Source organism: Mesorhizobium sp. IMUNJ 23033 (assembly GCF_044778005.1).
Taxonomy (GTDB): domain Bacteria; phylum Pseudomonadota; class Alphaproteobacteria; order Rhizobiales; family Rhizobiaceae; genus Mesorhizobium; species Mesorhizobium amorphae_A.
On sequence record NZ_JBJACT010000005.1, the window covers coordinates 211,511 to 234,852 of the forward strand.

Annotated in this window: 25 protein-coding genes and 1 tRNA gene; 7 read left to right on the top strand and 19 right to left on the bottom strand. The window is 60.9% G+C overall.

Going from position 1 to position 23,342, the window contains the following annotated elements:
* Positions 1–331: 331 nt before the first annotated feature.
* A complete protein-coding gene (locus tag ACFX5Q_RS08230; protein WP_404276874.1) occupies positions 332–1,138 on the top strand; it encodes a DNA ligase in 807 nt (268 codons plus the stop codon).
* Between the two features lie 1,247 nt (positions 1,139–2,385).
* Here the strand turns inward: ACFX5Q_RS08230 and ACFX5Q_RS08235 are convergent.
* Positions 2,386–3,126, bottom strand: coding sequence for a class I SAM-dependent methyltransferase (locus ACFX5Q_RS08235; RefSeq protein WP_404276876.1), 741 nt, complete (start codon positions 3,124–3,126; stop codon positions 2,386–2,388).
* A gap of 190 nt (positions 3,127–3,316) precedes the next feature.
* Here ACFX5Q_RS08235 and ACFX5Q_RS08240 point away from each other — a divergent pair, with 190 nt between their 5' ends.
* Positions 3,317–3,475, top strand: coding sequence for a hypothetical protein (locus tag ACFX5Q_RS08240; protein ID WP_404276878.1), 159 nt, complete (start codon positions 3,317–3,319; stop codon positions 3,473–3,475).
* A 114-nt stretch (positions 3,476–3,589) separates the two neighbouring features.
* Complete coding sequence (locus ACFX5Q_RS08245; protein ID WP_404276880.1) at positions 3,590–3,904, top strand: hypothetical protein; 315 nt, start codon at positions 3,590–3,592, stop codon at positions 3,902–3,904.
* Between the two features lie 27 nt (positions 3,905–3,931).
* On the opposite strand, the gene ACFX5Q_RS08250 is transcribed toward ACFX5Q_RS08245, so the two are convergent.
* Positions 3,932–4,156 (bottom strand): multiprotein-bridging factor 1 family protein, encoded by a 225-nt coding sequence (locus tag ACFX5Q_RS08250; protein ID WP_404276882.1) that lies wholly within the window; start codon positions 4,154–4,156, stop codon positions 3,932–3,934.
* A gap of 41 nt (positions 4,157–4,197) precedes the next feature.
* Here ACFX5Q_RS08250 and ACFX5Q_RS08255 point away from each other — a divergent pair, with 41 nt between their 5' ends.
* A complete protein-coding gene (locus tag ACFX5Q_RS08255) occupies positions 4,198–4,614 on the top strand; it encodes a hypothetical protein (RefSeq protein ID WP_404276884.1) in 417 nt (138 codons plus the stop codon).
* 234 nt (positions 4,615–4,848) lie between these two features.
* The gene (locus tag ACFX5Q_RS08260; protein ID WP_404276886.1) at positions 4,849–5,115 is read left to right on the top strand and encodes a hypothetical protein; all 267 of its coding nucleotides are present in this window, start codon (positions 4,849–4,851) and stop codon (positions 5,113–5,115) included.
* Between the two features lie 59 nt (positions 5,116–5,174).
* Here ACFX5Q_RS08260 and ACFX5Q_RS08265 read toward each other — a convergent pair whose 3' ends face one another.
* Positions 5,175–5,447: a hypothetical protein gene (locus ACFX5Q_RS08265; protein WP_404276888.1), complete on the bottom strand. Its 273-nt coding sequence runs from the start codon at positions 5,445–5,447 to the stop codon at positions 5,175–5,177.
* A 110-nt stretch (positions 5,448–5,557) separates the two neighbouring features.
* Positions 5,558–5,633, bottom strand: a tRNA-Lys gene (locus tag ACFX5Q_RS08270).
* Between the two features lie 305 nt (positions 5,634–5,938).
* Here ACFX5Q_RS08270 and ACFX5Q_RS08275 point away from each other — a divergent pair.
* Positions 5,939–6,397 (top strand): BA14K family protein, encoded by a 459-nt coding sequence (locus ACFX5Q_RS08275; protein ID WP_404276890.1) that lies wholly within the window; start codon positions 5,939–5,941, stop codon positions 6,395–6,397.
* Positions 6,398–6,470: 73 nt separating this feature from the next.
* Here the strand turns inward: ACFX5Q_RS08275 and glpK are convergent, their stop codons facing one another.
* From glpK to ACFX5Q_RS08350, 15 genes are all read right to left on the bottom strand, one after another.
* On the bottom strand, positions 6,471–7,964 hold the full coding sequence (glpK, locus tag ACFX5Q_RS08280) for a glycerol kinase GlpK (RefSeq protein WP_404276892.1): 1,494 nt from the start codon (positions 7,962–7,964) through the stop codon (positions 6,471–6,473).
* Between the two features lie 94 nt (positions 7,965–8,058).
* Positions 8,059–9,783, bottom strand: a complete 1,725-nt coding sequence (locus tag ACFX5Q_RS08285; protein WP_006202085.1) for an ABC transporter substrate-binding protein — start codon at positions 9,781–9,783, stop codon at positions 8,059–8,061.
* 79 nt (positions 9,784–9,862) lie between these two features.
* On the bottom strand, positions 9,863–10,144 hold the full coding sequence (locus tag ACFX5Q_RS08290) for a DUF2160 domain-containing protein (RefSeq protein ID WP_404276895.1): 282 nt from the start codon (positions 10,142–10,144) through the stop codon (positions 9,863–9,865).
* Between the two features lie 2 nt (positions 10,145–10,146).
* Positions 10,147–11,070, bottom strand: a complete 924-nt coding sequence (locus tag ACFX5Q_RS08295) for a carbohydrate ABC transporter permease (RefSeq protein ID WP_081482130.1) — start codon at positions 11,068–11,070, stop codon at positions 10,147–10,149.
* Position 11,071: 1 nt separating this feature from the next.
* Entirely contained in the window at positions 11,072–11,938 is an 867-nt protein-coding gene (locus ACFX5Q_RS08300; RefSeq protein ID WP_404276897.1) for a carbohydrate ABC transporter permease, read from the bottom strand.
* Positions 11,939–13,006 carry an ABC transporter ATP-binding protein gene (locus tag ACFX5Q_RS08305; protein WP_404276899.1) on the bottom strand — a complete coding sequence of 356 codons (1,068 nt, stop codon included), beginning with the start codon at positions 13,004–13,006 and terminating at the stop codon, positions 11,939–11,941.
* A gap of 11 nt (positions 13,007–13,017) precedes the next feature.
* Complete coding sequence (locus ACFX5Q_RS08310) at positions 13,018–14,097, bottom strand: ABC transporter ATP-binding protein (protein WP_404276901.1); 1,080 nt, start codon at positions 14,095–14,097, stop codon at positions 13,018–13,020.
* A gap of 39 nt (positions 14,098–14,136) precedes the next feature.
* Entirely contained in the window at positions 14,137–15,663 is a 1,527-nt protein-coding gene (gene glpD, locus ACFX5Q_RS08315) for a glycerol-3-phosphate dehydrogenase (protein WP_404276903.1), read from the bottom strand.
* 138 nt (positions 15,664–15,801) lie between these two features.
* On the bottom strand, positions 15,802–16,569 hold the full coding sequence (locus tag ACFX5Q_RS08320) for a DeoR/GlpR family DNA-binding transcription regulator (RefSeq protein WP_006202078.1): 768 nt from the start codon (positions 16,567–16,569) through the stop codon (positions 15,802–15,804).
* A gap of 125 nt (positions 16,570–16,694) precedes the next feature.
* On the bottom strand, positions 16,695–18,101 hold the full coding sequence (locus tag ACFX5Q_RS08325) for a pyridoxal phosphate-dependent decarboxylase family protein (RefSeq protein WP_404276904.1): 1,407 nt from the start codon (positions 18,099–18,101) through the stop codon (positions 16,695–16,697).
* Positions 18,102–18,207: 106 nt separating this feature from the next.
* The gene (locus tag ACFX5Q_RS08330; protein WP_404276906.1) at positions 18,208–18,939 is read right to left on the bottom strand and encodes a peptidase; all 732 of its coding nucleotides are present in this window, start codon (positions 18,937–18,939) and stop codon (positions 18,208–18,210) included.
* A gap of 31 nt (positions 18,940–18,970) precedes the next feature.
* Positions 18,971–19,765, bottom strand: a complete 795-nt coding sequence (locus tag ACFX5Q_RS08335) for a transglutaminase domain-containing protein (protein ID WP_404276908.1) — start codon at positions 19,763–19,765, stop codon at positions 18,971–18,973.
* 44 nt (positions 19,766–19,809) lie between these two features.
* Entirely contained in the window at positions 19,810–20,751 is a 942-nt protein-coding gene (locus ACFX5Q_RS08340) for an alpha-E domain-containing protein (RefSeq protein ID WP_404276910.1), read from the bottom strand.
* A gap of 144 nt (positions 20,752–20,895) precedes the next feature.
* Entirely contained in the window at positions 20,896–22,308 is a 1,413-nt protein-coding gene (locus tag ACFX5Q_RS08345; protein WP_404276912.1) for a circularly permuted type 2 ATP-grasp protein, read from the bottom strand.
* Between the two features lie 171 nt (positions 22,309–22,479).
* Positions 22,480–22,716 carry an Lrp/AsnC family transcriptional regulator gene (locus ACFX5Q_RS08350; RefSeq protein WP_192178842.1) on the bottom strand — a complete coding sequence of 79 codons (237 nt, stop codon included), beginning with the start codon at positions 22,714–22,716 and terminating at the stop codon, positions 22,480–22,482.
* A gap of 206 nt (positions 22,717–22,922) precedes the next feature.
* Here ACFX5Q_RS08350 and ACFX5Q_RS08355 point away from each other — a divergent pair, with 206 nt between their 5' ends.
* On the top strand, positions 22,923–23,342 hold the full coding sequence (locus ACFX5Q_RS08355) for a DUF4864 domain-containing protein (protein WP_404276914.1): 420 nt from the start codon (positions 22,923–22,925) through the stop codon (positions 23,340–23,342).

The window sequence follows — 23,342 nt, forward strand, 5'->3', positions numbered from 1 at the left end:
AGCCCTACCACCGCAATGAGCCGTCAACTGGGTGGTGGTTTATACCTCGGGAACGCGTCCAGACCGCGCCGGATGATCGATACCATATCTGCGAGTCTTTATTTCCGACCTTTCGTGTCGGCAGATTCAGGATGACGTGGACATGTTTCTTCGCGCCGAGAGGCACGAGTTCGATCAGGCGCGAAACGAATGGATCGCTTCGGGATTTCCCGCAGAATTAGTTTTGACTGCATCCGCTATCGGCAGCGGCAACTGCCCATTTTAGAAATTGCTAACGGAACCGAAACAGCTCTGCGATATTGAATCAAATTCGATGTTGCGGGGAGTTCTGATGCGTAACGGGGCCGGCGAAGCCCGGTTGAAGTTCATCAAGCCGCTCGAGCCAGTCCTGGTGCTCGAGCCGCCGGTTAGCGATGACTGGCTGCACGAGATCAAGTTCGACGGATTCCGCGTCCAACTCATCCTCGACTGGGCCGGCGCTCGTGCCTTCACCAAGAACGGGCACGATTGGTCGAAGAGCTACTGGCCGATCGTCGCCGCGGTCGAAAAACTGCCAGCGAAGTCGCTGATCCTTGACGGCGAGGTGATCGCGCCTGATCCGGACGGCAGGCCTAATTTCCATCAGATGCACTCACGCATGGCCTGGAACGCGGAGTTGCTCGCCTTTGTGGCCTTCGACATCCTGCACCTCGATGGTTGGGATTTGCGGTCGCTGCCGGCGATCGAGCGCAAGGCGATGCTTTGGGATCTCGTGAAGCCTGCCGATGGCATCATCCAATATAGCCAGCACGTCGAAGGTGGTGGCGCCGAGTTCTATGCAGCCATCGACAAGATGGGACTGGAGGGCATGGTGTCGAAGCGACGCGGCAGCCCGTACCACAGCGGTCCGTCCGACATCTGGGTGAAGACCAAGTGTTGGGAAATCGGCGACTTCGAACTGCTGGGCATCAAGCGGGAGCCTGGCAAGCCGCCGCAGGGCATTATGGCGCGCGGCGGGAAATATGCCGGCTCGGCCACGGTCGCCCTGACCAAGGAGATGCGCGAGCGTCTATGGCACCGAGTGCGCAAGGGACGGGCGCCGCCACCAGGACTGCCGAAAGGGCATGGCGCAACTTCGGCTCGCCGCGAAGATATCTGACGCGGGCAGTGATGCCGGGCTTTAGCCATTCCGCCTTTGAGATGGCGCTGCAGGATTTTAGAGAGGAGTGAGAAATCCCGGCCTAGACATCAGCGACGGTTAATGGTTGTCTCGGCGCGCTCTTCACCCTTGGTGAAATGCAACTCAGGTGGCAACCCCCGCGCTTTCCCCGTCCAAGGCAAAGCGCGGGCTCTACCTGACAGACCAGCATAGAAATGGCCGGTGCGTTTGGTTGGCTTTGGGCAAAGCCTACACCGGCCATTGCGGATCGTGTGAGGCGAAGCCGCACTATGACTTTACACGTATATTAGCTAATTCTCAATCTATGGTGGAGAAAACGGCCGGTGCAGCGCACTACCCCCTACACCCCCACTGCACCGGCCATGCGGACCAGAAAACCCGCGATGGACAGAGTTTATAGCATATTAGAAATCTCTCAATTAAGACTGAAGGCCCAAGGTCGCTGGGCACAAAGACGCACCCCCTTCCCGCTACCCAGCCGTAGGCAACGACCGGTGCAGCGGGGTATCGCTTCGGGGGGTACTGCACCGGCCATTGCGGGTGGGTGGCAACCTTCCCCGCGCTGCCTAAGCTATAGGCATATTAGAACTCGCTCAATTAAGACTGAGGGCCTAAATCCGTCGGGGCCAAAGGCCTCACCGCCGCGCCCCATTGCCTGATCCGACAGAAGCCTGGCCAGATGGTCGCGGCTCATGCCCACCGTTTGATTCAGAAGCAATAGGAATACGCGCGCCCTATCTGACGACAGGCCGGTTTCCTCTGCCTGAGCAATTACCTCTAGCTGATGGGCTATCCGCTGCTGGTGGATGTGCTGCTCGACCCTAGCGATGTCGTCCTCGATGCTCATCATGCCCCGATGATGCCGGCAGATGTGAACAAAATCTAGGGTTGCTGCGGCCCGGCGACCGCGGCCCGGCGAGACCGGGGCGGGTTTGGCTGGGCTCGATCGCCGGACCTGCCGACAAACGGAGAGACACAGTTCGCCGGCGGGCGAGGCTACAGGCCGGCTTGCGTCGCTGCCAACTTGGCAGAACGGGGGAGTTTGGTTCCCCTCAAATCGGATGAGCCCAGAGTCGCAACCGTGAGTATGCCTGACCTCTATGAGCGAGCGCTAATATGGTGAACAAAGGACGAATGGCCGCTCCCACCGCTTGCCGGTGCCATCGAGATCAGGAATATAATCCTCCGTTGCGGCGAACCCCTTCAACGGAGGCTCGGTCCGGGTGTCACCGGGGTCTTTGCGGATACTTTCGGATTGCAACAAGCACCGCGCCGTCGTCCAAGCTACATTCAACATGCCCCACCGCGGCCAGCGCGTCAGCGGCATCCACCGAATCCCCACCCGGGCCAGGCCCTCTGATAACGAAATGTCCTTTCTCACAGGTGAAGTCCCACTTGTGCAACTGCTTGTACGATTCCGTTTTTCCCTCGTTTTCAGCATGATAAAGCACGACGAAACCATCAGGCTTTGTGACCGAGAGCATCTGTTGTATTGCCTTGAGAGGACTAGCCGTGTGGTCTATACAATTCTGTCCATGCACGATGTCGAATCTGTAATCGCCAAATTGGGTGACAAGATTTTCGGCATCGCCAAAGACTGTTCGTACAAGAGGCTGGATCTCGAACTCTATTAGAATTTGATCATATTCTGCTGCTAGCAGGTCAGTCGCAGTAATTATGATCTCTTTCGAAGCATGCACTTTGCCGAGCTTCGTCAAGGGGCCCGCGCCGACATCGAGGATGTAAACTGGGTTAGTCGTCAACCTATCCACATATCGCCCAACGTGATCCTGAATTGGCAAATTGGGATCAAGTCGTTCCTTGTAGTCCTCTGGCCAGAAAGACCCCTGAGTGGAGAACCAGTTTCTCCAAAACAGAACTTCGTCTCTGAGCTGTTGGGATCGGCTGTCTCCCTCCAGCCAGCGCAGGATCTTTCGTCCGAGCCGCCGAGCCCTAGTCAACACCATGTCGATCTTCTCAGAGAACCTTCTCTAGCCATGACGGGAATCCTCGCGGTGAAGAGGGTTTATGGCCCGCAGGCGGAAAGGTCCGCAAGCACAAGCTAATATAATCGAGATGCAGACGCCTATGGTGTGATCGCGGAACCCCCCTGGGCTTAGGCGCGCGCGAGGCGCGGGCTTTAGCTGACAGGTGCCGGTGACCACCTATATTGTGAGCGTTTTCGACAAGCCGCACTGGCGCACGGTTCTAACGACCAAGGACAAGGTAGAAGCAGAGGCGCTTGAACAGGCGATGGTCCAGGACGGCGTTAAGGCGCAGATCGAGGAGATCACGCCGAAGGTGAAGCGGCGCTAACCGGCCAACGCCATTCGGTATCAGCAGAACACTGCCCAGCTTGCGCCATCATATCAGACAAGCCTAATGTAAATCATGATCTGGCCATGGAGCGGGCGCTGTGGCGCATCCGGGTTGGGCGCTATCATCGCCGCCGCCTGCGCTTTCGGAATGCCGTTGGCATGGGCACATGATGATAGCTGGTATGAAAAACAGTGCTGCAAGGACGAGCATTGCGAGCCGATGGCAGATGGCACCGTTCAGGAAACAATCAAGGGCTTCAAGGTGCCGTCCGGCGAGTTGCTACCTTACGCGGACGGCAGGGTGCGTCAGTCACACGACATGCGTTTCCATTGGTGCCATGCCCAAAAAGCAGGCCGGCATCGTCAAAAACCATCTAGCAACCCTGACATTACGATCTGCCTGTACGTGCCGCCCAAGTCATTCTGACCAGTCCCACCAATGATTTGATCAGCCTCACGGCTTCCTCAGCCTCACACCGGCGCCGCCGCCATTCTCGGCGATGAACTCGACGCCGGCCGATTCGAGGGCGCGGCGGATGGCTTCAACCGTGCTTTCCCGCATTGCCTCGCCGCGCTCAAGACGAGCAATTGTGTTGGGCGACACGTCGGCTTTCACCGCCAATTCTCGCACGCCGAGGCCAATTGCCGCCCTCGCCATTTTGCACTGCGCAGCGTTCATTTAGTAACCCTGTTACTAAGCATGCTCAAGGAGCAACTACAATGCCGAAACCATCGTTTCCGGCAGCCGGCGAAGCTATGCCTGCTGCCGAGGAAATGCAGATCATGGGACGATTTTCAGGCCGCCTGCAGCCTCTAGGAATGCCGAAGGGTATGGACCCCCGTCTGTGGCGCCAATCGGTCGAAACACGTCTGAACGACCTCCTGGACCGCGCCATGAGCCTAATAGCGGCGCTGGATCTCATGGAGGCCGATTGCGATCTGGAGGAGACCGCAGACGACGAGCCGTCGCTAGGTTGGGCTGATCGCGGCGGTCCCGGTGACACGCTCGACTTGGAGCAGGACGATTGCGACGACGAGGACGGCCACGACGCTGAAGGGTACTGCCCTGACGACTTTGGCGAAACCGTCATGTGGCCGGACGACCTCAAGTCGCAGGAAGTGTTGGTGACGCTGTGAGCCGAGGTCTAGCGAAGCTTTAAGGCAGGGGCTGCGACGCTTGAAACAATCAGGGCGAACGGCGAACAGCCCGACCGCGACTGAAACTGGGTTCTGAGAAACCCAGTTGGCCCGCTGCTTCGGTGGCGGGCTCTTTTTACTGGCACTATTCGCCGTCGTTGCGGACAAAATATGGTTGACGTAACGTTAACTAGGCGCAATCATTTCGGATTGTGCAGGGTGAGGGCGTTTTCAATGAAACTCGTTGTCTTTGGCGTAGCAATGGTATTGGCCGCCACCGGAGCAGCTGTTGCGAAAGAGAAGAAAAAGGTGGCCACCGCTCAGGCTGCAACCTCGTGTTCTGCAGCTCATATGAAGGCTGGCAGCAAGCCGACCCCGAAACTGGATTGTAAATCGACGGGCACCGTTGTTGCGCGACCGTCAAATCGGGCCGCAAACTTCTCGGATCATTATCCGCGCTTAGGGTATGACACCAGTCCGTGGTTTCCAACTGGCTATTGACGGCGGCTTCGGCTTCCGGGCCTTTCTCCCGCTGCCTCACGGTGGCGGGCTTTTCCTTTTCAGGGTGTGATCCAGTGTGCCGCACGGCCCACCTCGATGACCGCCATGACGACGGTGGCGATTGTAACCGCTAATGCCAAACGCCGCTCATAGTTGGCGAGGCGCCTCTCGGTTACGACAGCTTGCCCGTCCCAATAGAGTTCCCCGGTGCTTTCGTGGACACCGAGCAAGGTGACGCCGCTAAGGCTGATCGCTTTCACTCCTATAGGCCAAGTCGGCGGCGAGGGCTCTGTTACGTGGCGATTCTTTCGAATTTCGTCCCAATCGATCATTTCTGCGCCCCTCACCCCTTTTGTTAGCCGTCCGTTAGCCTTGTCAGATTTCGGCAGGAAAGTCGTTTCGGAAGCGAAACTTTATCCATTTGTTTTTGCTTGGAAATTTATGGTGAGCGCGATGGGATTCGAACCCATGACCTACTGATTAAAAGTCAGTTGCTCTACCGGCTGAGCTACGCGCTCCCGCGGGCTCGAAAAGGCCGCCCTCGAAATTGCGCGGAACATAGGGAGAGTGCCGCGACCGGTCAACCGGAAAAAGCGGGGCATGGAAGGCGGATTTTCCCGGGGCTCGGCGCGGTGCCACCGGGCTTTGGGTGCCGACCAGACCGCGGGCAGCGGCAGGGCCTGAGGCGGTGGTTTCGCGGCCTGTGCCTCGGCAAGCAACGCCTGCGAAAACAATCACTTGCAATCCTGGCGGGAACAATTGCCCGGCCTGCCCGTTTCCTTGCCACAAGGGACGTCAACCGCCCTCTTTCAAGGAGAAGACCATGAACAGGATCATATCGGGTCTGCTGGCGACAACCCTGTCCGCTTCGTTCGTCGCGGCCGAGATCGTGCCGGTCAATGCGCAGCCGAGCTATGTGCCGATGGGGCAAGGGCTCTCATCGGACGTCCAGACCGTGCAGTACCAGGAGTGGCGGAGACACCGCAACTTCAACCGCAACCGCACCTTTTCCCGCAATGACGGCATGTATTGGAACGGTCATCGCGGCTACCGGGAATACCGTCGTGGCTATCGCCGTCACGGCGACTTCTGGTTCCCGCTTGCTGCTTTCGCGACTGGCGCATTGATCACCGGCGCCATCATCAACAACCAGAACCGGGTCTATCGCGGCGGCGACGCGCATGTGCAGTGGTGCTACGACCGCTACAGAAGCTATCGCGCCTGGGACAACACCTTCCAGCCTTATGACGGCCCGCGTCAGCAGTGCTATTCGCCTTACTAGCGGCGAATCGAACACGGGAGGCTGATGGAAGCCCGTGCCGGTGACGGTGCGGGCTTTCATTTTGCCGGCAGAACTACTGCGTACTCAAGGTCCTGCGCACCGCGTTGCGCCAGCCGGCGAGTTTGGCCGAGCGGACAGTGGCCTCCATATCCGGCTTGAAGCGCCGCTCAAGCGCCCAGCTCCTGGCGAAGTCCTTGGCCTTTGGCCACACCCCCGCCCTCGAACCGGCGAGCCAGGCAGCACCGAGCGCCGTCGTCTCCAGGATGGTCGGCCGGTCGACCGGCGCATCGAGGATGTCGGCCAGCCGCTGCATGGTCCAGTCGGACGCCACCATGCCGCCGTCGACACGGAGCACCGTCTTGGCCGAGGCGCCCTTCCAGTCCTTGCGCATGGCGTCGAGCAGGTCGCGGGTCTGGTAGGCGACGGATTCCAGCGCGGCGCGGGCGAATTCGGCCGGGCCGGAGTTGCGGGTCAGGCCGAAAATGGCGCCACGTGCTCCAGCGTCCCAGTGCGGTGCGCCGAGGCCGACGAAGGCCGGCACCAGATAGACATCCTGCGTCGGATCGGCGCTTGCCGCCAGCGCGCCGCTCTGTTCGGCCTTGCCGATCACCTTGATGCCGTCGCGCAGCCATTGCACGGCGGCACCGGCGATGAAGATCGAGCCTTCCAGCGCATAGGTGGTCTTGCCATTCAGGCGGTAGGCGATGGTCGTCAACAGCCGGTTCTTCGAGCGCACCAGGTCGGCGCCGGTGTTGAGCAGCGCGAAGCAGCCGGTGCCGTAGGTGGATTTCATCATGCCCGGCTCGAAACAGGCCTGGCCAATGGTCGCGGCATGCTGGTCGCCGGCCACGCCGAGAATTTTTATCTCGGCGCCAAACAGGTTTTTCTCCGTGACTCCATAGTCATCGGCACAATCCTTGATATCCGGGAGCATCGCGGCCGGAATGCGCAGGATGGACAGCAGCTCGTCGTCCCAGACATTCTTTTCGATGTTGTAGACCAGCGTGCGCGAGGCGTTGGTGGCGTCGGTGGCGTGGACCTTGCCACCGGTCAGCCGCCAGATCAGGAAACTGTCGATGGTGCCGGCGAGCAGCTCGCCCTTCTCGGCGCGTTTCCTGGCGCCCTTCACCTTGTCCAGCATCCAGGCGATCTTGGTGCCGGAAAAATAGGGATCGAGCAGCAGGCCGGTCTTTTTGGTGAATGTCTTTTCCAGCCCCTGCTTCTTCAATTTCTGGCACAGCGGCGCGGTGCGCCGGTCCTGCCAGACGATCGCGTTGTGGATCGGCTTGCCGGTCGTCCTGTCCCAGATGACGACGGTCTCGCGCTGGTTGGTGATGCCGATCGCGGCGACATCCGAAGCTGCGCTGCCGGCATTCTTCAGCGCCGCCTTCACGGTGGCGACGACGCTGGACCAGATCTCCTCCGGGTCGTGCTCGACCCAGCCGGAGGCCGGATAATGCTGGGTGAATTCCTGCTGGCCTGTGCCTGCAACCTTCATCTTGTCGTCGAACAGGATCGCCCTGCTCGATGTCGTGCCCTGGTCGATGGCCAGCACAAAGCCGCTCATTTCCGCTCCTCCGCTAATCATGCAACAGGGGAGACGGCAAAAGCCGCCTCCCCCGCAAGTCCTGCGCGGGCGCTGACGCCCGCATCAGACAGTCTTACTTCTGCCAGCTCTTCACCAGTTCGTCGTAGTTGATGGTGACCGGCTTTTCCTTCTCGTTCTCGATCTTGAGCTGAGGCGCGAGATGGCCGTTCTTGACCGCGTCGGCGTTCCAGTAGGCCAGGTCATGCTCTTCGGCCATCTTCGGACCGATGTCGCCCTGGATGCCTGCCTTTTCCAGGCGTTCCATGACCTTTTCCTGCTCGGCGCAAAGCGAGTCCATCGCCTCCTGCGCGGTCTTGGCACCCGACGAGGCATCGCCGATCGCCTGCCACCAGAGCTGTGCCAGCTTCGGATAATCCGGCACGTTTGTACCCGTCGGCGACCACTGGACGCGGGCCGGCGAGCGGTAGAACTCGATCAAGCCGCCGAGCTTTGGAGCGCGTTCCGTGAAGCTCTTGTCCTGGATCGTCGACTCGCGGATGAGCGTCAAGCCGACATGGCTCTTCTTCACGTCGACCGTCTTCGACACGACGAACTGCGCATAGAGCCAGGCGGCCTTGGCGCGATCGTCGGGCGTGGACTTCAGCAGGGTCCACGAACCGACGTCCTGGTAGCCAAGCTTCATGCCATCCTTCCAGTAGACGCCATGCGGCGACGGAGCAAAGCGCCATTTCGGGGTGCCGTCCGCGTTCACGACCGGCAGCCCGTCCTTGACGAAGGAGGCGGTGAAGGCAGTGTAGGTGAACATCTGCTGCGCGACCGTGCCCTGCGACGGGACGGGGCCGGATTCGCCGAACGTCATGCCCTGGGCTTCCGGCGGCGCATAGGCCTTCAGCCAATCCAGGTACTTCTGGATCGAATACACGGAAGCCGGGCCGTTGGTGTCGCCGCCGCGCGCGACGCACGAGCCGACAGGCTGCGACTTCTCGTTGACCTTGATGCCCCATTCGTCGACCGGAAGACCGTTTGGCAGGCCCTTGTCGCCATTGCCGGCCATCGACAGCCATGCGTCGGTGAACCGCCAGCCGAGCGACGGGTCCTTCTTGCCGTAGTCCATGTGGCCATAGACTTTCTTGCCGTCGATCTCGCGGCCGGTGAAGAATTCGGCGATGTCCTCATAGGCCGACCAGTTGACGGGAACGCCAAGGTCGTAGCCGTACTTGGCCTTGAAATCGGCCTTGTTCTTTTCGTCGTTGAACCAGTCGTAGCGGAACCAGTAGAGGTTCGCGAACTGCTGGTCGGGCAGCTGGTAGAGGTCGCCGTCCGGAGCGGTCGTGAACTTGGTGCCGATGAAGTCGGCGAGGTCGAGGTTGGGGTTGGTGACGTCCTTGCCCTCATTCGCCATCCACTTGGTCAGGCTGCGCGCCTGCTGGTAGCGCCAGTGCGTGCCGATCAGGTCGGAGTCGTTGACGTAGGCGTCGTAGATGTTTTCGCCCGACTGCATCTGGGTCTGCAGCTTTTCGACGACGTCGCCTTCGCCGATCAGGTCGTGGGTGATCTTGATGCCGGTGATCGCGGTGAAGGCGGGCGCCAAGACCTTAGACTCATAGCTATGCGTATCGATGGTCTCGGAGACCACCTTGATGTCCATGCCGGCGAAAGGCTTCGCGGCATCGATGAACCATTGCATCTCGGCTTCCTGGGCGCCGCGATCGAGCGTCGACAGGTCCTTGATTTCAGTATCGAGGAAGGTCTTGGCTTCGTCCATTCCGGCGAACGCCTGGCCCGCTCCCCAGAGCAGGACAAGCGCAGTCGTTGATGTTAAAAATTGCCTTCGCATTAGTTTCCTCCACAGTTTCAGGTTTCAAGTGCGATCTGGAGCGGCCGTCGGCACGCGGCCGCTCCAACAGTTTCCCCCTCTATACGTAGCGGAACACGCCGACGGCGTAGACTACGGAGAGAGCGAGAGCCCACCACAGGTTGGGTCCGACAAGACCCAGCCAAGAGAGATGGATAAAGGCGCTGCCGAGCAGCGAAACAAAGAGGCGGTCGCCGCGCGTCGTCTCGAAGCGCAGGATGCCTACGCGCGGATTGCCGCCCGGCGAGGCGTATTCCCAGACCGCCATGCCGCACAGCAGCACCAGGATCGTGATGAAAAACAGCGCCGTCGGCAGCGTCCATGCCATCCAGGTGAGATTCATGGTCAAACCCTCCCCAGGGCAAAGCCCTTGGCGATGTAGTTGCGGACGAACCAGATCACGAGCGCGCCTGGAAGGATGGTGAGCACGCCGGCGGCGGCGAGCACGCCCCAGTCGAGACCGGAGGCCGAGACCGTGCGCGTCATGATCGCCGCGATCGGCTTGGCGGCGGTCGTGGTCAAAGTGCGCGCGATCAGCAGCTCGACCCATGAGAACATGAAGCAGAAGAAGCAGGCCACGCCGATGCCGCTGGCGATAAGCGGCATGAATATCTTCAGGAAGAAGCGCGGGAAGGAATAGCCGTCGATATAGGCCGTCTCGTCGATCTCCTTCGGAACGCCGGACATGAAGCCTTCGAGGATCCAGACCGCCAGCGGCACGTTGAACAGGCAGTGCGCCAGCGCCACCGCGATGTGCGTGTCGATCAGGCCGAAGGCCGAATAGAGCTGGAAGAACGGCAGCGCGAACACCGCCGGCGGCGCCATGCGGTTGGTCAGCAGCCAGAAGAAGAGGTGCTTGTCACCGAGGAACCGGTAGCGCGAGAAGGCGTAGGCCGCAGGCAGCGCCACTGAAACCGAGATCACCATGTTCATGACGACATAGATGATCGAATTGATGTAGCCCTTGTACCAGGACGGGTCGGTGAAGATCACCATGTAGTTGGCGATGGTCGGGTTCTTCGGCCACAGCGAAAAGGCGCCCAGGATCTCCTGATTGGTCTTGAAGCTCATATTGACCAGCCAGTAGATCGGCAGCATCAAAACGATGATGTAGATCGTCGGCACCAGCCACCAGAACCGGGATTCTTCGCCGCGCCGGCGCATCAGCCGCGCAATCTGGTCCTGCGACAGGGTACTGGCGAGCCCGTCCGAAACCGTCGTCTCACTCACCCGGTCCTGCCTCGTCGTTCTTTCGTTGGCGCCGCTCATCTCAACGCTCCGCATCGACGGTGGTCATGACGGTGTAGAACACCCATGACAGCAGCAGGACGATCAGGAAGTAGATGATCGACATAGCGGCTGCCGGCCCGAGGTCGAACTGGCCGACGGCAATCTTGACCAGGTCAATCGACATGAATGTCGTCGAATTGCCGGGACCACCGCCGGTGACGACGAAGGGCTCGGTGTAGATCATGAAACTGTCCATGAAGCGCAGCAGCACGGCAATCAGAAGCACGCGGTTCATCTTCGGCAGCTGGATGTAGCGGAAGATCGCCCAGCGCGACGCGCCATCGATCTTGGCGGCTTGGTAGTAGGCATCCGGTATGGAGACGAGGCCAGCGTAGCAGAGCAGAACGACGAGGCTCGTCCAGTGCCATACGTCCATCAGGATGACCGTCACCCAGGCGTCGGTCGGGTCGTTGACATAGTTGTAGTCGATGCCGAGTGCGGAAAGCGTGTAGCCGAGCAGGCCGATATCGATGCGGCCGAACACCTGCCAAATCGTGCCGACGACGTTCCACGGGATGAGCAGCGGCAGGGCCATCAGCACCAGGCAGACCGGCACGCCCCAGCCTTTCTTGGGCATGTTGAGAGCGATGAAGATGCCGAGCGGAATCTCGATGACGAGGATGAATGCGGAGAAGATCAGGTTGCGGACCATCGACAGCCAGAAACGATCCGACCCCAGGATTTCGGTGTACCAGTCCGAGCCATTCCAGAAGAAGACGTTGTTTCCGAACGTGTCCTGTACCGAATAGTTGACCACCGTCATCAGGGGGATCACCGCCGAGAACGCCACCAGCAGAAGCACCGGCAGCACCATGAACCAGGCCTTGTTGTTCCAGGTCTTTTCCATCTATGCCCCCATCTCGACACGCCAGGAATCGGCATAGATGTTGATGCCGACCGGGTCGAACCGCACTTTCGGATCGGCAGGAACGTCTTCGTCCTCGCCGATGACCGCGGCGATCTCGCGGCCTTCGAGATTGGCGCGGACCACCTTGTGGCGACCGACGTCCTCGACCTTGCTGATCTTCACGGCCATGCCGTCGCGGCCGAGCCTGACATATTCCGGGCGGATACCGAGCTCGATGGCGCCTGCGCCCGCCTTGGGCACGCCGGGCAGTTCGATGCGCTGGCTGCCGATCGTCGCGGTCTTGCCGTCGATGGCCACCGGCATAACGTTCATGCCGGGCGAGCCGATAAAATAACCGACGAAGGTATGGCGCGGCCGCTCGAACAGTTCGGCCGGCGTGCCGATCTGGACGATCTCGCCGTCATACATGACGACGACCCGGTCAGCGAAGGTCAGTGCCTCAGTCTGGTCGTGGGTGACATAGACCATGGTGTAGCCGAAGCGGCGGTGGAGCTGCTTCAACTGCGAGCGCAGCACCCACTTCATATGCGGGTCGATGACGGTCAGCGGTTCGTCGAACAGGATGGCGTTGACGTCCGAGCGCACCAGCCCGCGGCCGAGCGAGATCTTCTGCTTCTGGTCGGCGGTCAGCCCGCGCGCCTTCTTCTTCGCAAGTTCCGCGAGGTCGATCATGTCGAGCGTCTCGCGCACCTTGCGGTCGACGTCGGCCTCCGGCACGCCGCGGTTGCGCAGCGGAAAGGCCAGATTGTCGTAGACGGTCATGGTGTCGTAGATGACCGGGAACTGGAACACCTGGGCGATGTTGCGCTCCTGCGTCGACAGCCGGGTCACGTCCTTGCCGTTGAACAGCAGTTGGCCGTGCGAGGGGTGCAGCAATCCCGAGATGATGTTGAGCAGCGTGGTCTTGCCGCAGCCCGACGGGCCGAGCAGCGCATAGGCGCCGCCATCCTCGAAAGTGTGGTGCACTTCCTTCAGGGCGAAATCGGCGTCCTTCTGCGGGTTCGGCAGATAGGAGTGCCTGATATGGTTGACGTCGATGCGCGCCATCGCTTGCCTCCCTATGCCGCCAGCTTCGGCGCGGCTACGGCGCGGCCGTGCTCGTCGAAGACCATGATGTGGCGCGGATCGATGAACACCTCGACCTCTGCGTCGGGTTCGAAATCGCGGATGCCGTGGGTCAGCATGACCCAGCGCGCGTCGGCAAAGTCGAGATGGATAAAGCTTTCCGAGCCGGTGATCTCGGTGATGGTGACCTTTGCCCGCACCGGCACGGCGGCGGCGTTTGGCCGCTCGAGCGACAGATGGTGCGGCTGGAAGCCGATCGTATAGTTGGCATCGGCAATGCCGGCGAGATCGGCCGGCACCGGCAATTTGACGCCACCCTCGAGCAGGAAATCCGGACCCTTCTTAGCCAGCACGATGGTGTTGAGCGGCGGGTCGGCAAAGGTCTTTGCCGTCACCAGGTCGACCGGCTTGCGGAACACATCGATGGTCGGTCCGAACTGGGTGATGCGGCCCTGCGAAAGCGTCGCCGTGTTGCCGCCGAGCAGAAGCGCTTCATGCGGCTCCGTCGTGGCGTAGACGAAGATGGTGCCGGCAGCGGCGAAGATCTTCGGCAGTTCGGCGCGCAGTTCCTCGCGCAGCTTGTAGTCGAGATTGGCGAGCGGCTCGTCGAGCAGCACCAGGCTGGCATTCTTGACGATGGCGCGGGCAAGAGCCGTGCGCTGCTGCTGGCCGCCGGACAGGCTGAGCGGCGTGCGGTCGAGATAGGGCGTCAGCTTCAGAAGTGCTGCTGCGTTGCGCACTTCCTTGTCGATCTTTGCCTGGTCGGTGCCGGCGACGCGCAACGGCGAGGCTATGTTCTCGTAGACGGTCATCGCCGGGTAGTTGATGAACTGCTGGTAGACCATGGCGACGTTGCGCTTCTGCACCGGCATTCCGGTGACGTCCTTGCCGTCGAACCAGACCGAGCCCGAGGTCGGCACGTCGAGGCCCGCCATCAGCCGCATCAGGCTGGTCTTGCCGGACAGCGTCGGTCCAAGCAGCACGTTGAGCGAGCCGTGCTGAAGCGTCAGCGACACGTCGCTTATATGCTCCGCGGCGCCGACCATCTTGGTGACGTTTCTCAGTTCCAGCATGATGCCTCCTCCCAGGCTTTCTGCATCAGCCAGCCATCCTTATTCTGCCGCCGCGACATGGCGCCGGCTTATTCCGCGCATGAATTCGTCCAGTGCACCCGCCTGCTCGCGGCTCAACTGCAGGCCGCGCTTGGTCCGGCGCCACAATACATCTTCCGCCGTTATCGCCCACTCGTTCTGAACGAGATAGCGCACCTCGGCCTCGTAGAGGTCGGCGCCGAAATTTCGGCCGAGATCGGCATTCGACCTGGCGAGGCCGAGCAGCGTGCGAGCGCGGGTGCCGTAGAGGCGGGTCAGCCGGCGGGCCAGGCGCACATCGAGAAACGGATAGGCGGTCTTCAGCTTCGCCACTTCGACGTCGAAACCGGTGGCCGGGAAATCGCCGCCGGGCAAAGGAGCGTTGGCGGTCCACGGCTTGCCGCGCTTGCCGAGGAAAGCCTCAATCTTTTCCAGCATCGATTCCGACAGTCGGCGATAGGTGGTGATCTTGCCGCCAAAGGCGTTGACGATCGGGGCCGCGCCCTCGCCGCCGTCGGCCTTGAGCACATAGTCGCGGGTCGCTTCCTGTGCCTTCGAGGCGCCATCGTCATAGAGCGGGCGCACCGCGGAATAGGTCCAGACGATGTCCGAACGCTTGACGCCTTGCGCGAAATATTCGCTCGCTGCCGCGCACAGATAGTCGATCTCGGTGTCGCTGATCTTCACCTCGTGCGGATCGCCCGGATAATCCCGGTCGGTGGTGCCGATCAGCGTGAACTCTTCCTCATAAGGGATGGCGAAGATGATGCGCCCGTCCTTGTTCTGGAAGAAATAGGCGCGCGGATCGTCGAACTTCTTGTTGATGACGATATGACTGCCCTGCACTAGGCGGACATTGTGCACGTCGTTCAGGCCGACCGTCGCCGACAGCACCTGATCGACCCAAGGGCCGGCGGCATTGACCAGAAGCCGCGCCTTGACCTCTTCGGCCTGCCCGGTGTGGACGTCTTCCAGCCTTATCGCCCAGAGATCGCCCTCGCGGCGTGCACTGACCACCTTCGTTCGAGTTCGGATGGTTGCACCGCGGTCGGCGGCGTCGCGTGCGTTGAGCGCCACCAGCCTGGCATCGTTGACCCAACCGTCGGAATATTCGAAAGCCTTGCGAAACAGCGGCTTCAGCGGCTTGCCGGCCGGGTCCTTCGCCATGTCCAGCGTCTTCGTCGCCGGCAGCAATTTGCGACCGCCAATATGGTCGTAGAGGAACAGGCCGAGCCGGATCAGCCAGGCCGGGCGCAGCCCCTTGGCGTAAGGCAGCACGAAGCGCATCGGCCAGATAATGTGCGGCGCGTTCTTCCAGAGCACCTCGCGCTCCATCAGCGCTTCGCGCACCAGGCGGAATTCATAGAATTCGAGATAGCGCAGGCCGCCATGGATCAGCTTGGTCGAGCCGGACGACGTTCCGCTGGCCAGATCGTTCATCTCGGCGAGATATACCGAAAAGCCACGCCCGGCAGCGTCGCGGGCGATGCCGCAGCCGTTGATGCCGCCGCCGATGACGAAAATGTCATGGATCGGAGATGCGTCCAAGAAGTCCTCCAGCGATTTCGCATTGCAGCATTTTTGGTCTTTTGCGAAACCGTTGCGGGATTATTTCGAAATAGGAACGAATGTCAAACGAAATATCACAGACATGTGAGAGGCCTGTGATGCGGCCCCAAAAGCCGCCTAGCCGAGCGCCGTCTCGATCAACTGAACCTCCGCCTCCTGGCAGATTTTGCGTACCGAAGGGATGTCGCAACGGTCGGTGATGAAGGTGTTGACCTGCGACAGATGACCGATGCGAACGGGCGCGGTGCGTTCGAACTTGGTCTGGTCGGAGACCAGGATGACGTGCCTGGCATTGGCGATGATGGCTTGCGCTACTTTCACTTCGCGAAAATCGAAATCGAGCAACGCGCCGTCATGGTCGATGGCCGAGGCGCCGATGACCGCGTAGTCGACCTTGAACTGCCGGATGAAATCGACCGCCGCCTCACCGACCACGCCGCCGTCGGAGCCGCGGACGACACCGCCGGCAATCACCACCTCGATCGAAGGATACACGCGCATCCTATTGGCAACATTTATGTTATTGGTGATGACCATGAGGCCGTTGTGATCCAAAAGCGCCTTGCTGACCGACTCGGTCGTGGTGCCGATGTTGATGAACAGCGAGGCATTGTCGGGGATCAGCCTGGCCGCCGCACGGCCGATCGCCTCCTTCTCGTCGGCAGCGATCTTGCGCCGCGCCTCATACTCCATGTTCTCGATGCCGGACGGGAAAAGCGCGCCGCCATGGATGCGCGAAAGCAGCCGCTGATCGCAGAGATCGTTGAGGTCCTTGCGGATGGTCTGTGGCGTCACGTTGAAATGCGTCGCCAGATCGTCGACCAGGACGCGGCCCTGGTCCTTGGCCATCTGGATGATTTCGGCGTGGCGCGGCGACAGATACATCAAAAGCCTCCCGTTTTCGTTTTTCTTGTCTATACCTGAAAACGAAAGCGATGAAAAGGCATAAGCCGGCTAATGAAAATGATCCGATTGCAAAGGCAAACCCGCGCGCGGCTGCCGGCGTCGCTTCAAGCAAGCCCGCGTGCGATTTCCGTCACGACGTCGAATGCCGCATCGACATCGGCCGCCGTCGCCTCGAACTGGCCGGCCTGGAAGCGGATCGCGACGCGGCCATCCACGCGTGTCTGAGTGAGATAGATGCGACCATCATCATTGATGGCGTTGACCAGGCGAAGGTTGTGTTCGTCGGGGTCGGCGCCCGCCCGATGCCGGAACGAAAACAGCGACAGCATCGGTTCGGTGACGATCTCGAAATCCGCCTCCCTTGCCAGGCGCGCGGCGAGGCCCTCGCTCCAGGTGACATGGTTGCGGATCATGGTGCGCAGGCCTTCCAGGCCATGGGCGCGCAACAGGAACCAGAGTTTCAGCGCCCGGAAGCGCCGGCCGAGCGGTACGGTCCATTCGGAATAGTTGATGATACCGTCATGGCCATGGGTCTTCAGGAACTCGGGTTTGATCGCCAGCGTGCGGACCAGGTCCTCGGGCTGACGAATGAACTGGATCGAGCAGTCGAATTGCGCGCCCAGCCATTTGTGCGGGTTGAAGACAACGGAATCCGCCTCTTCGACGCCGCTCCAGAAATGCCGGTATTCCGGGCAGATCATCGCCGATCCGGCCCAGGCGGCGTCGACATGCAGATAAAGCCCGTGCCGCTTGGCAACCGCGGCGACGGCGGCAATGTCGTCGGTGCCGCCGGTGCTGGTGCCGCCGACGCAGGCGATGATACCGGCGGGCAGCATGCCGGCCTTGCGGTCGGCGATGATGGCCGATTCAAGTGCTGCCGTATCCATGGCGCGAAACCGGCCGGCAACGGGAATGCGGACGAGGTTCTCCTCGCCAATACCGGCGACCCAGATCGCGCGGTCGATCGAGGTATGGACCTGGTCGGAGGAATAGACGCGCACCCTCGCCTGCCCGGCCAAGCCTCTTCTGTTGCCCTGCCAGTCGAGCGCGCGCTCGCGCATGGTCAGCACGGCCGCCAGCGTTGCCGATGAGGCCGAGTCCTGGATGACACCGGAGAACCCGTCGGGCAGGCCGAGTGCCTGGCGCATCCAGTCGACGGTGCGCGTCTCGAGTTCGGTCGCTGCCGGCGAGGTCTGCCACAGCATGCATTGCGCGGCCATCGCCGAGACCAGATATTCGGCCACCACCGAGACAGGCGCCGCATTGGCCGGGAAATAGGCAAAGAAGCGCGGATGCTGCCAATGCGTCATGCCGGGTACGATCTTCTGCTCGAAATCGGCAAAGATCCTGTCCATCGGCTCCGCCGTTTCCGGCGGCGAGGCTTCGATGCTGCGGAAAATTGCACCTGGCGAAAGCTCCGGCCGAACCGGCCTTTCGCGCAATGTGTCGCGATAGTCGGCGCCCCAATCGGCGGCGCGCCTCGACCACGCACGGAACTCATCGTTGTTCATCGCATCCTCCCGAAACGCATCGTGGCCGGCTCCCAACCAGCATCTTCTGCCGCATTAATTAACACGTTAAGTATAATGCAACCCCAGCCGCAAAGCCGAAAGCGCCCTACCCGGGAAAGTCAGGCAGGCTGGCAAAGGCCGCTTTCAGCGCGCTCGACCACCCATCCGATATGGTGCGGTAATATTGATCGTCCTGGCCAATCCGCTTCTTCAGGCTGATCTTGAAGGCGTCCTTCTCGTAGAACAGCAGGTCAAGCGGCAGACCGACCGACAGGTTCGACTTCAGCGTCGAATCGAACGAGACCAAAAGCAGCTTGACGGTCTCGGCCAGGCTCATTGTCTTTTCATAGGCGCGGATGATGATCGGCTTGCCGTATTTGGTCTCGCCGATCTGGAAGAACGGCGTGTCGTCAGTCGATTCGATGAAATTGCCTTCTGGATAGATCATGAACAGGCGCGGCGCGCTGCCCTTGATCTGGCCGCCGAGGATGAAGGAGGCATTGAAATAGGAATCCGCCTTCTCGCCCGCCGGCGAGGAATGGGCGATGACTTCCTTGACCGTGTCGCCAACCAGCCGCACCGTCTGGTACATGGACGGCGTTTCCAAGAGCGTCGCATGGCGATCCGCCACCGCCTTGGTGCGCTCGTCGAGCAGGCTGACGACGGCCTGCGTCGTCGCCAGGTTGCCGGCCGACATCAGCACGATGACGCGCTCGCCCGGCTCCTCCCAGACATGCATTTTCTTGAAGGTCGAGATCGAATCCATGCCGGCATTGGTGCGGGTGTCCGACATGAACACGAGTCCGCGATCAATCTTCAGGCCGACGCAATAGGTCATCGATTCTCTTTTAGCAGCGATTCCGCTGGAATTACTGCTCTACCGTGACGGTGACGGCAAGCTGTTCTTGCGCTTGTCCCAGCCTGATCCCCGAAACCGGCGAGGCATCGCGATAATCCCGGCCTGTTGCCACTCTCACATAGCGCTCGTCGGGAGAAATACCGTTGGCGGCATCGAAGGCGACCCAACCCAGGCCCGAAACATGCGCTTCGGCCCAGGCATGGCTGGCCGCCTGTTGGACCATCGCGTCCATCATCAGATATCCGCTGATATAGCGGGCCGGAAAGCCCATGGCGCGCGCGGCCGCTGCGAAGATATGGCTGTGGTCCTGGCAGACACCGGTCTTGAGCGCCAGTGCCTCCTCGGCCGACGTCGTCGCATTGGTGGAGCCCGGCGTATAAGCAACGCGCTCGCCGATGATGGCCATCAGCCTGTGCAATCGCTCGATGTCGGTGCCCTTGCCCACTGAAGCGGCAAGTTCGCGAATGCCCTCGCCGGCGGCAGTGAGCGGCGTTTCCTGACCGAACAGCCAGAGCGGCGCAAAACCCTGATGCGGCCCCGAAACACCCGTGGTGTCGCGCGTCACCACTTCGCCCGACGCTTCGATGGTGATGGCATGCTGCTCGCCCTCGACGCTCAGCAGCCGCGTGTCATTGCCGAAATGGTCGGTGAAGCGCACTTCCTCGCGCGCGCCGTCGATCCTCAGTTCCCACGACAGCACAGTTTGCGTGTGCCCGCTGAGCGGAAGCAAGCGCAGGCGCTGCAGCAGATACTGAACCGGCGCATCGTAACGGTATTCGGTTCGGTGGGTGATCTTGAGCCGCATGGGCGTCATTTTCCATTTGCGAGCATGATCTTGCGGGTTCGTGCTCAGTAGAATTTGTAATCCTGCGCGATCTCGTCGCCGAGCCTGGTGTTGTCGCGAATGAAATTGGCCAGGAATTCATGCAGGCCGGCGTCGAATATGTCCTTGATCGAGCCCGCCCTCAGCATTGCCTGGGTCTTGTCGGCCGTCGCATGGCAGGCATGGCGTTCGCCATAGTCGTCGCCGAGGAACTTCAGATGCTCCGCGAGGAAGCGGTAGCAGAAGGTCAGCGAGCGCGGCATGCGGACATTGAGGATCAGATAGTCGGCGATGTTGGTCGGCTTGTAGTCGGCTTCGTAGACCCAGCGATAGGAGCGGTGCGCCGACACCGAGCGCAGGATCGATTCCCATTGGTAATTGTCGAGCGTCGAACCGACCCACGAGATCGAGGGCAACAGCACGTAGTATTTCACGTCGAGGATGCGCGCCGTGTTGTCGGCGCGTTCGACATAGGTGCCGAGCTGCGAGAAATCAAAGATCTCGTTGCGCAGCATGGTGCCGTAGAACGAGCCGCGGATCAGCGCCGTCTCGCGCTTGATGGCATCGAGCACGCTCGGCAGGTCGCGCTCGTCGATCGGCTTGGCCAGCATGCGCTTTAGCGACATCCAGGCTTCGTTGATGCTTTCCCAGGTTTCGCGGGTCAGCGCCGTGCGCACCATGCGGGCATTGTTGCGCGCCGTCTCGATCGCCGACATCGCGCTCGACGGGTTCGACGTGTCGCGCAAAAGGAAATCGGAGACATTGGCTGCCGTGTAGTCCTGGTATTTTTGGGTGAAGGCAACGTCCGCGCCGGCACTGAGCAGCACCGAATTCCACTCTTCCGAGGCATTCTGTGTGCGCGTCAGCGCCATGCGCAGGCCGGCATCGACTAGGCGCGCCATGTTTTCCGCCCGCTCGATGTAGCGGTTCATCCAGTAGAGCCCGTTGGCGGTGCGGCCTAGAAGCATGGGGAGAGGCCCTTCGGGCTAGTGAGTAGTGAATAGTAAATAGTAAGTGCTTGAATATCGATGGAATATGGCATTGCGCTGTCCCTCTACTACTGCCTACTGACTACTGCCTACTGACTACTCACTATTCCCTGCTCACTCATCTCAATCATCCAGCACCCACGTATCCTTCGTCCCACCGCCTTGCGAGGAATTCACGACCAGCGAACCTTCCTTCAGCGCCACACGGGTCAATCCGCCGGGCACGATCTGGATGCGGTCGGAGACCAGCACATAGGGCCTGAGGTCGACATGGCGCGGCGACAGGCCCTTTTCGGTCAGGATCGGGCAGGTCGACAACGCCAGCGTCGGCTGGGCGATGTAGTTGGACGGCTTGGCCTGGAGTTTCTTGGCGAAATCCTGGCATTCCTTCTTGGTCGCCGCCGGTCCGACCAGCATGCCGTAGCCGCCGGAGCCGTGCACTTCCTTGATCACCAGCTCATCGATGTGCTCGAGCACATATTTCAGGCTGTCCGGCTCGGAGCAGCGCCAGGTCGGGATGTTTCCGAGGATCGCCTTGCGGCCGGTATAGAATTCGACGATCTCGGGCATGTAGGAATAGATCGCCTTGTCGTCAGCGATGCCGGTCCCCGGCGCATTGGCGATGGTGATGTTGCCGGCCCGGTAGACGTCCATGATGCCGGGCACGCCAAGGGCCGAGTCGGGACGGAAAGTCAGCGGGTCGAGGAAAGAATCGTCCACCCTGCGGTAGAGCACGTCGATCTGCTTGTAGCCTTCGGTGGTGCGCATCGCGACATGGCCGTCGACGACGCGCAGATCCTGGCCTTCGACAAGCTGCACGCCCATCTGGTCGGCCAGGAAGGCATGTTCGAAATAGGCGGAATTGAAACTGCCCGGCGTCAGCACCGCGATGGTCGGCGTGCCCTTGGTGCTCTGCGGTCGCACCGCCGCCAGAGACTGGCGCAGCAGCTGCGGATAGTTTTCCACTGGCCGCACCTTGATCTGCTGGAACAGCTCGGGGAAGAGCTGCATCATCGTCTCGCGGTTTTCCAGCATGTAGGAGACGCCGGAGGGCGTGCGGGCATTGTCCTCCAGCACGTAGAATTCGTTCTCCGAGATGCGGACGATGTCGACGCCGATAATGTGAGTGTAGACGCCGGCCGGCGGCCTGACCCCGATCATCTCCGGCAGGAAGGCCTCGTTCTTGGCGACCAACTCCCGGGGCACTCGGCCGGCGCGCAGGATTTCCTGGCGGTGATAGATATCGTCGAGGAAGGCGTTGAGCGCCTGCACGCGCTGCTCGATGCCTTGCGTCAGCCGGCGCCATTCATTGCCTGATATGATGCGCGGAACGATGTCGAAGGGGATCAGCCGCTCGGAGGCTTCCTGTTCGCCGTAGACGGCGAAGGTGATGCCGGTCTTGCGGAAGACGCGCTCGGCATCCTGCATTTTCTCGGTAAGTCTGGCCGGATCCTGCTCCTTCAGCCAGCGGTCGTAAGCCGAATACGGTTTTCTCAATCCGGAAACTTCCGGAAGCATTTCGTCGAACGCTGCCAATCGCATACTCCCCTGTGACGCCATTTCACTGGCGTCGCCGGAGAAAATCAAGCGCAATCGGTGATTTGGGGCAAAGCGGCGGTCAGTATGTCAGAACTGCCTAAGATTAAGGCAACGCCGACAGGACCGGGTCAGGCTCTGCCTTGAGCCCGGGCAAGCCCCTGGTGGCGACTAGAAAGCGCGGAAGGTGACGACCGTGAAGGTGTCCTTGATGCCAGGCAGAATCTGCACCTTCTCGTTGACGAAGTGGCCGATGTCCTCTTCATCCTCGACATAGAATTTGGCGAGCAGATCGTAGTTTCCGGCGGTCGAGTAGATTTCCGAGGCGATCTCGGCATCGGCGAGCGCGCTGGCAACCTCATAGGCCTTGCCCAGGTCGCACTTTATCTGCACGAAAAACGCCTTCATTGCCCGGTCCTGCTTAGTCTCTGCGCGAATAAGCGGCCCTTGTGGCAGACTGCCGCCCGGCTTTCAAGCATTTGGGCGCTCAGGCTGCCGCCGCTGGCGTATCGTTGCGATTGTTCCGCCCTTGTTGAAACCGCGGAGCGCTGCAATGCGTATGGTATAGTGTCGCCTTCGAACAGCGATTTCCCTGGGGACACCGGAGGCAGGCCATGCGCCGCACCTTACTGGCATTCGCAGTAGTTCCGTTCCTTCTAGTGTCTTCGGCATTTGGCGGCGATGCCGAGATCAAGGCTGCGCAAACGGTCATCGACAGCCAGCTGAAAGCCTTCATCGCCAATGACGGCGCCACCGCCTACAGCTACGCTGCGCCGAATGTGAAGCGGATATTCCCGACCGTCGACACGTTCATGAACATGGTGACCAATGGCTACGCGCCGGTGCGCCAGCCACAGAACTATTCCTTCGGCAAGGTGCAGCAGACGGGTCCGACCTCGATCGTCCAGCAAGTGCTGATCGTCGGGCCGGACGGCAAGGACTACGAGGCAGTCTACACGCTGGAACAGCAGCCCGACGGCAGTTTTCGGATCACCGGCTGCAGTCTGCGCGCGTCGACCTCAGTCAGCACCTGA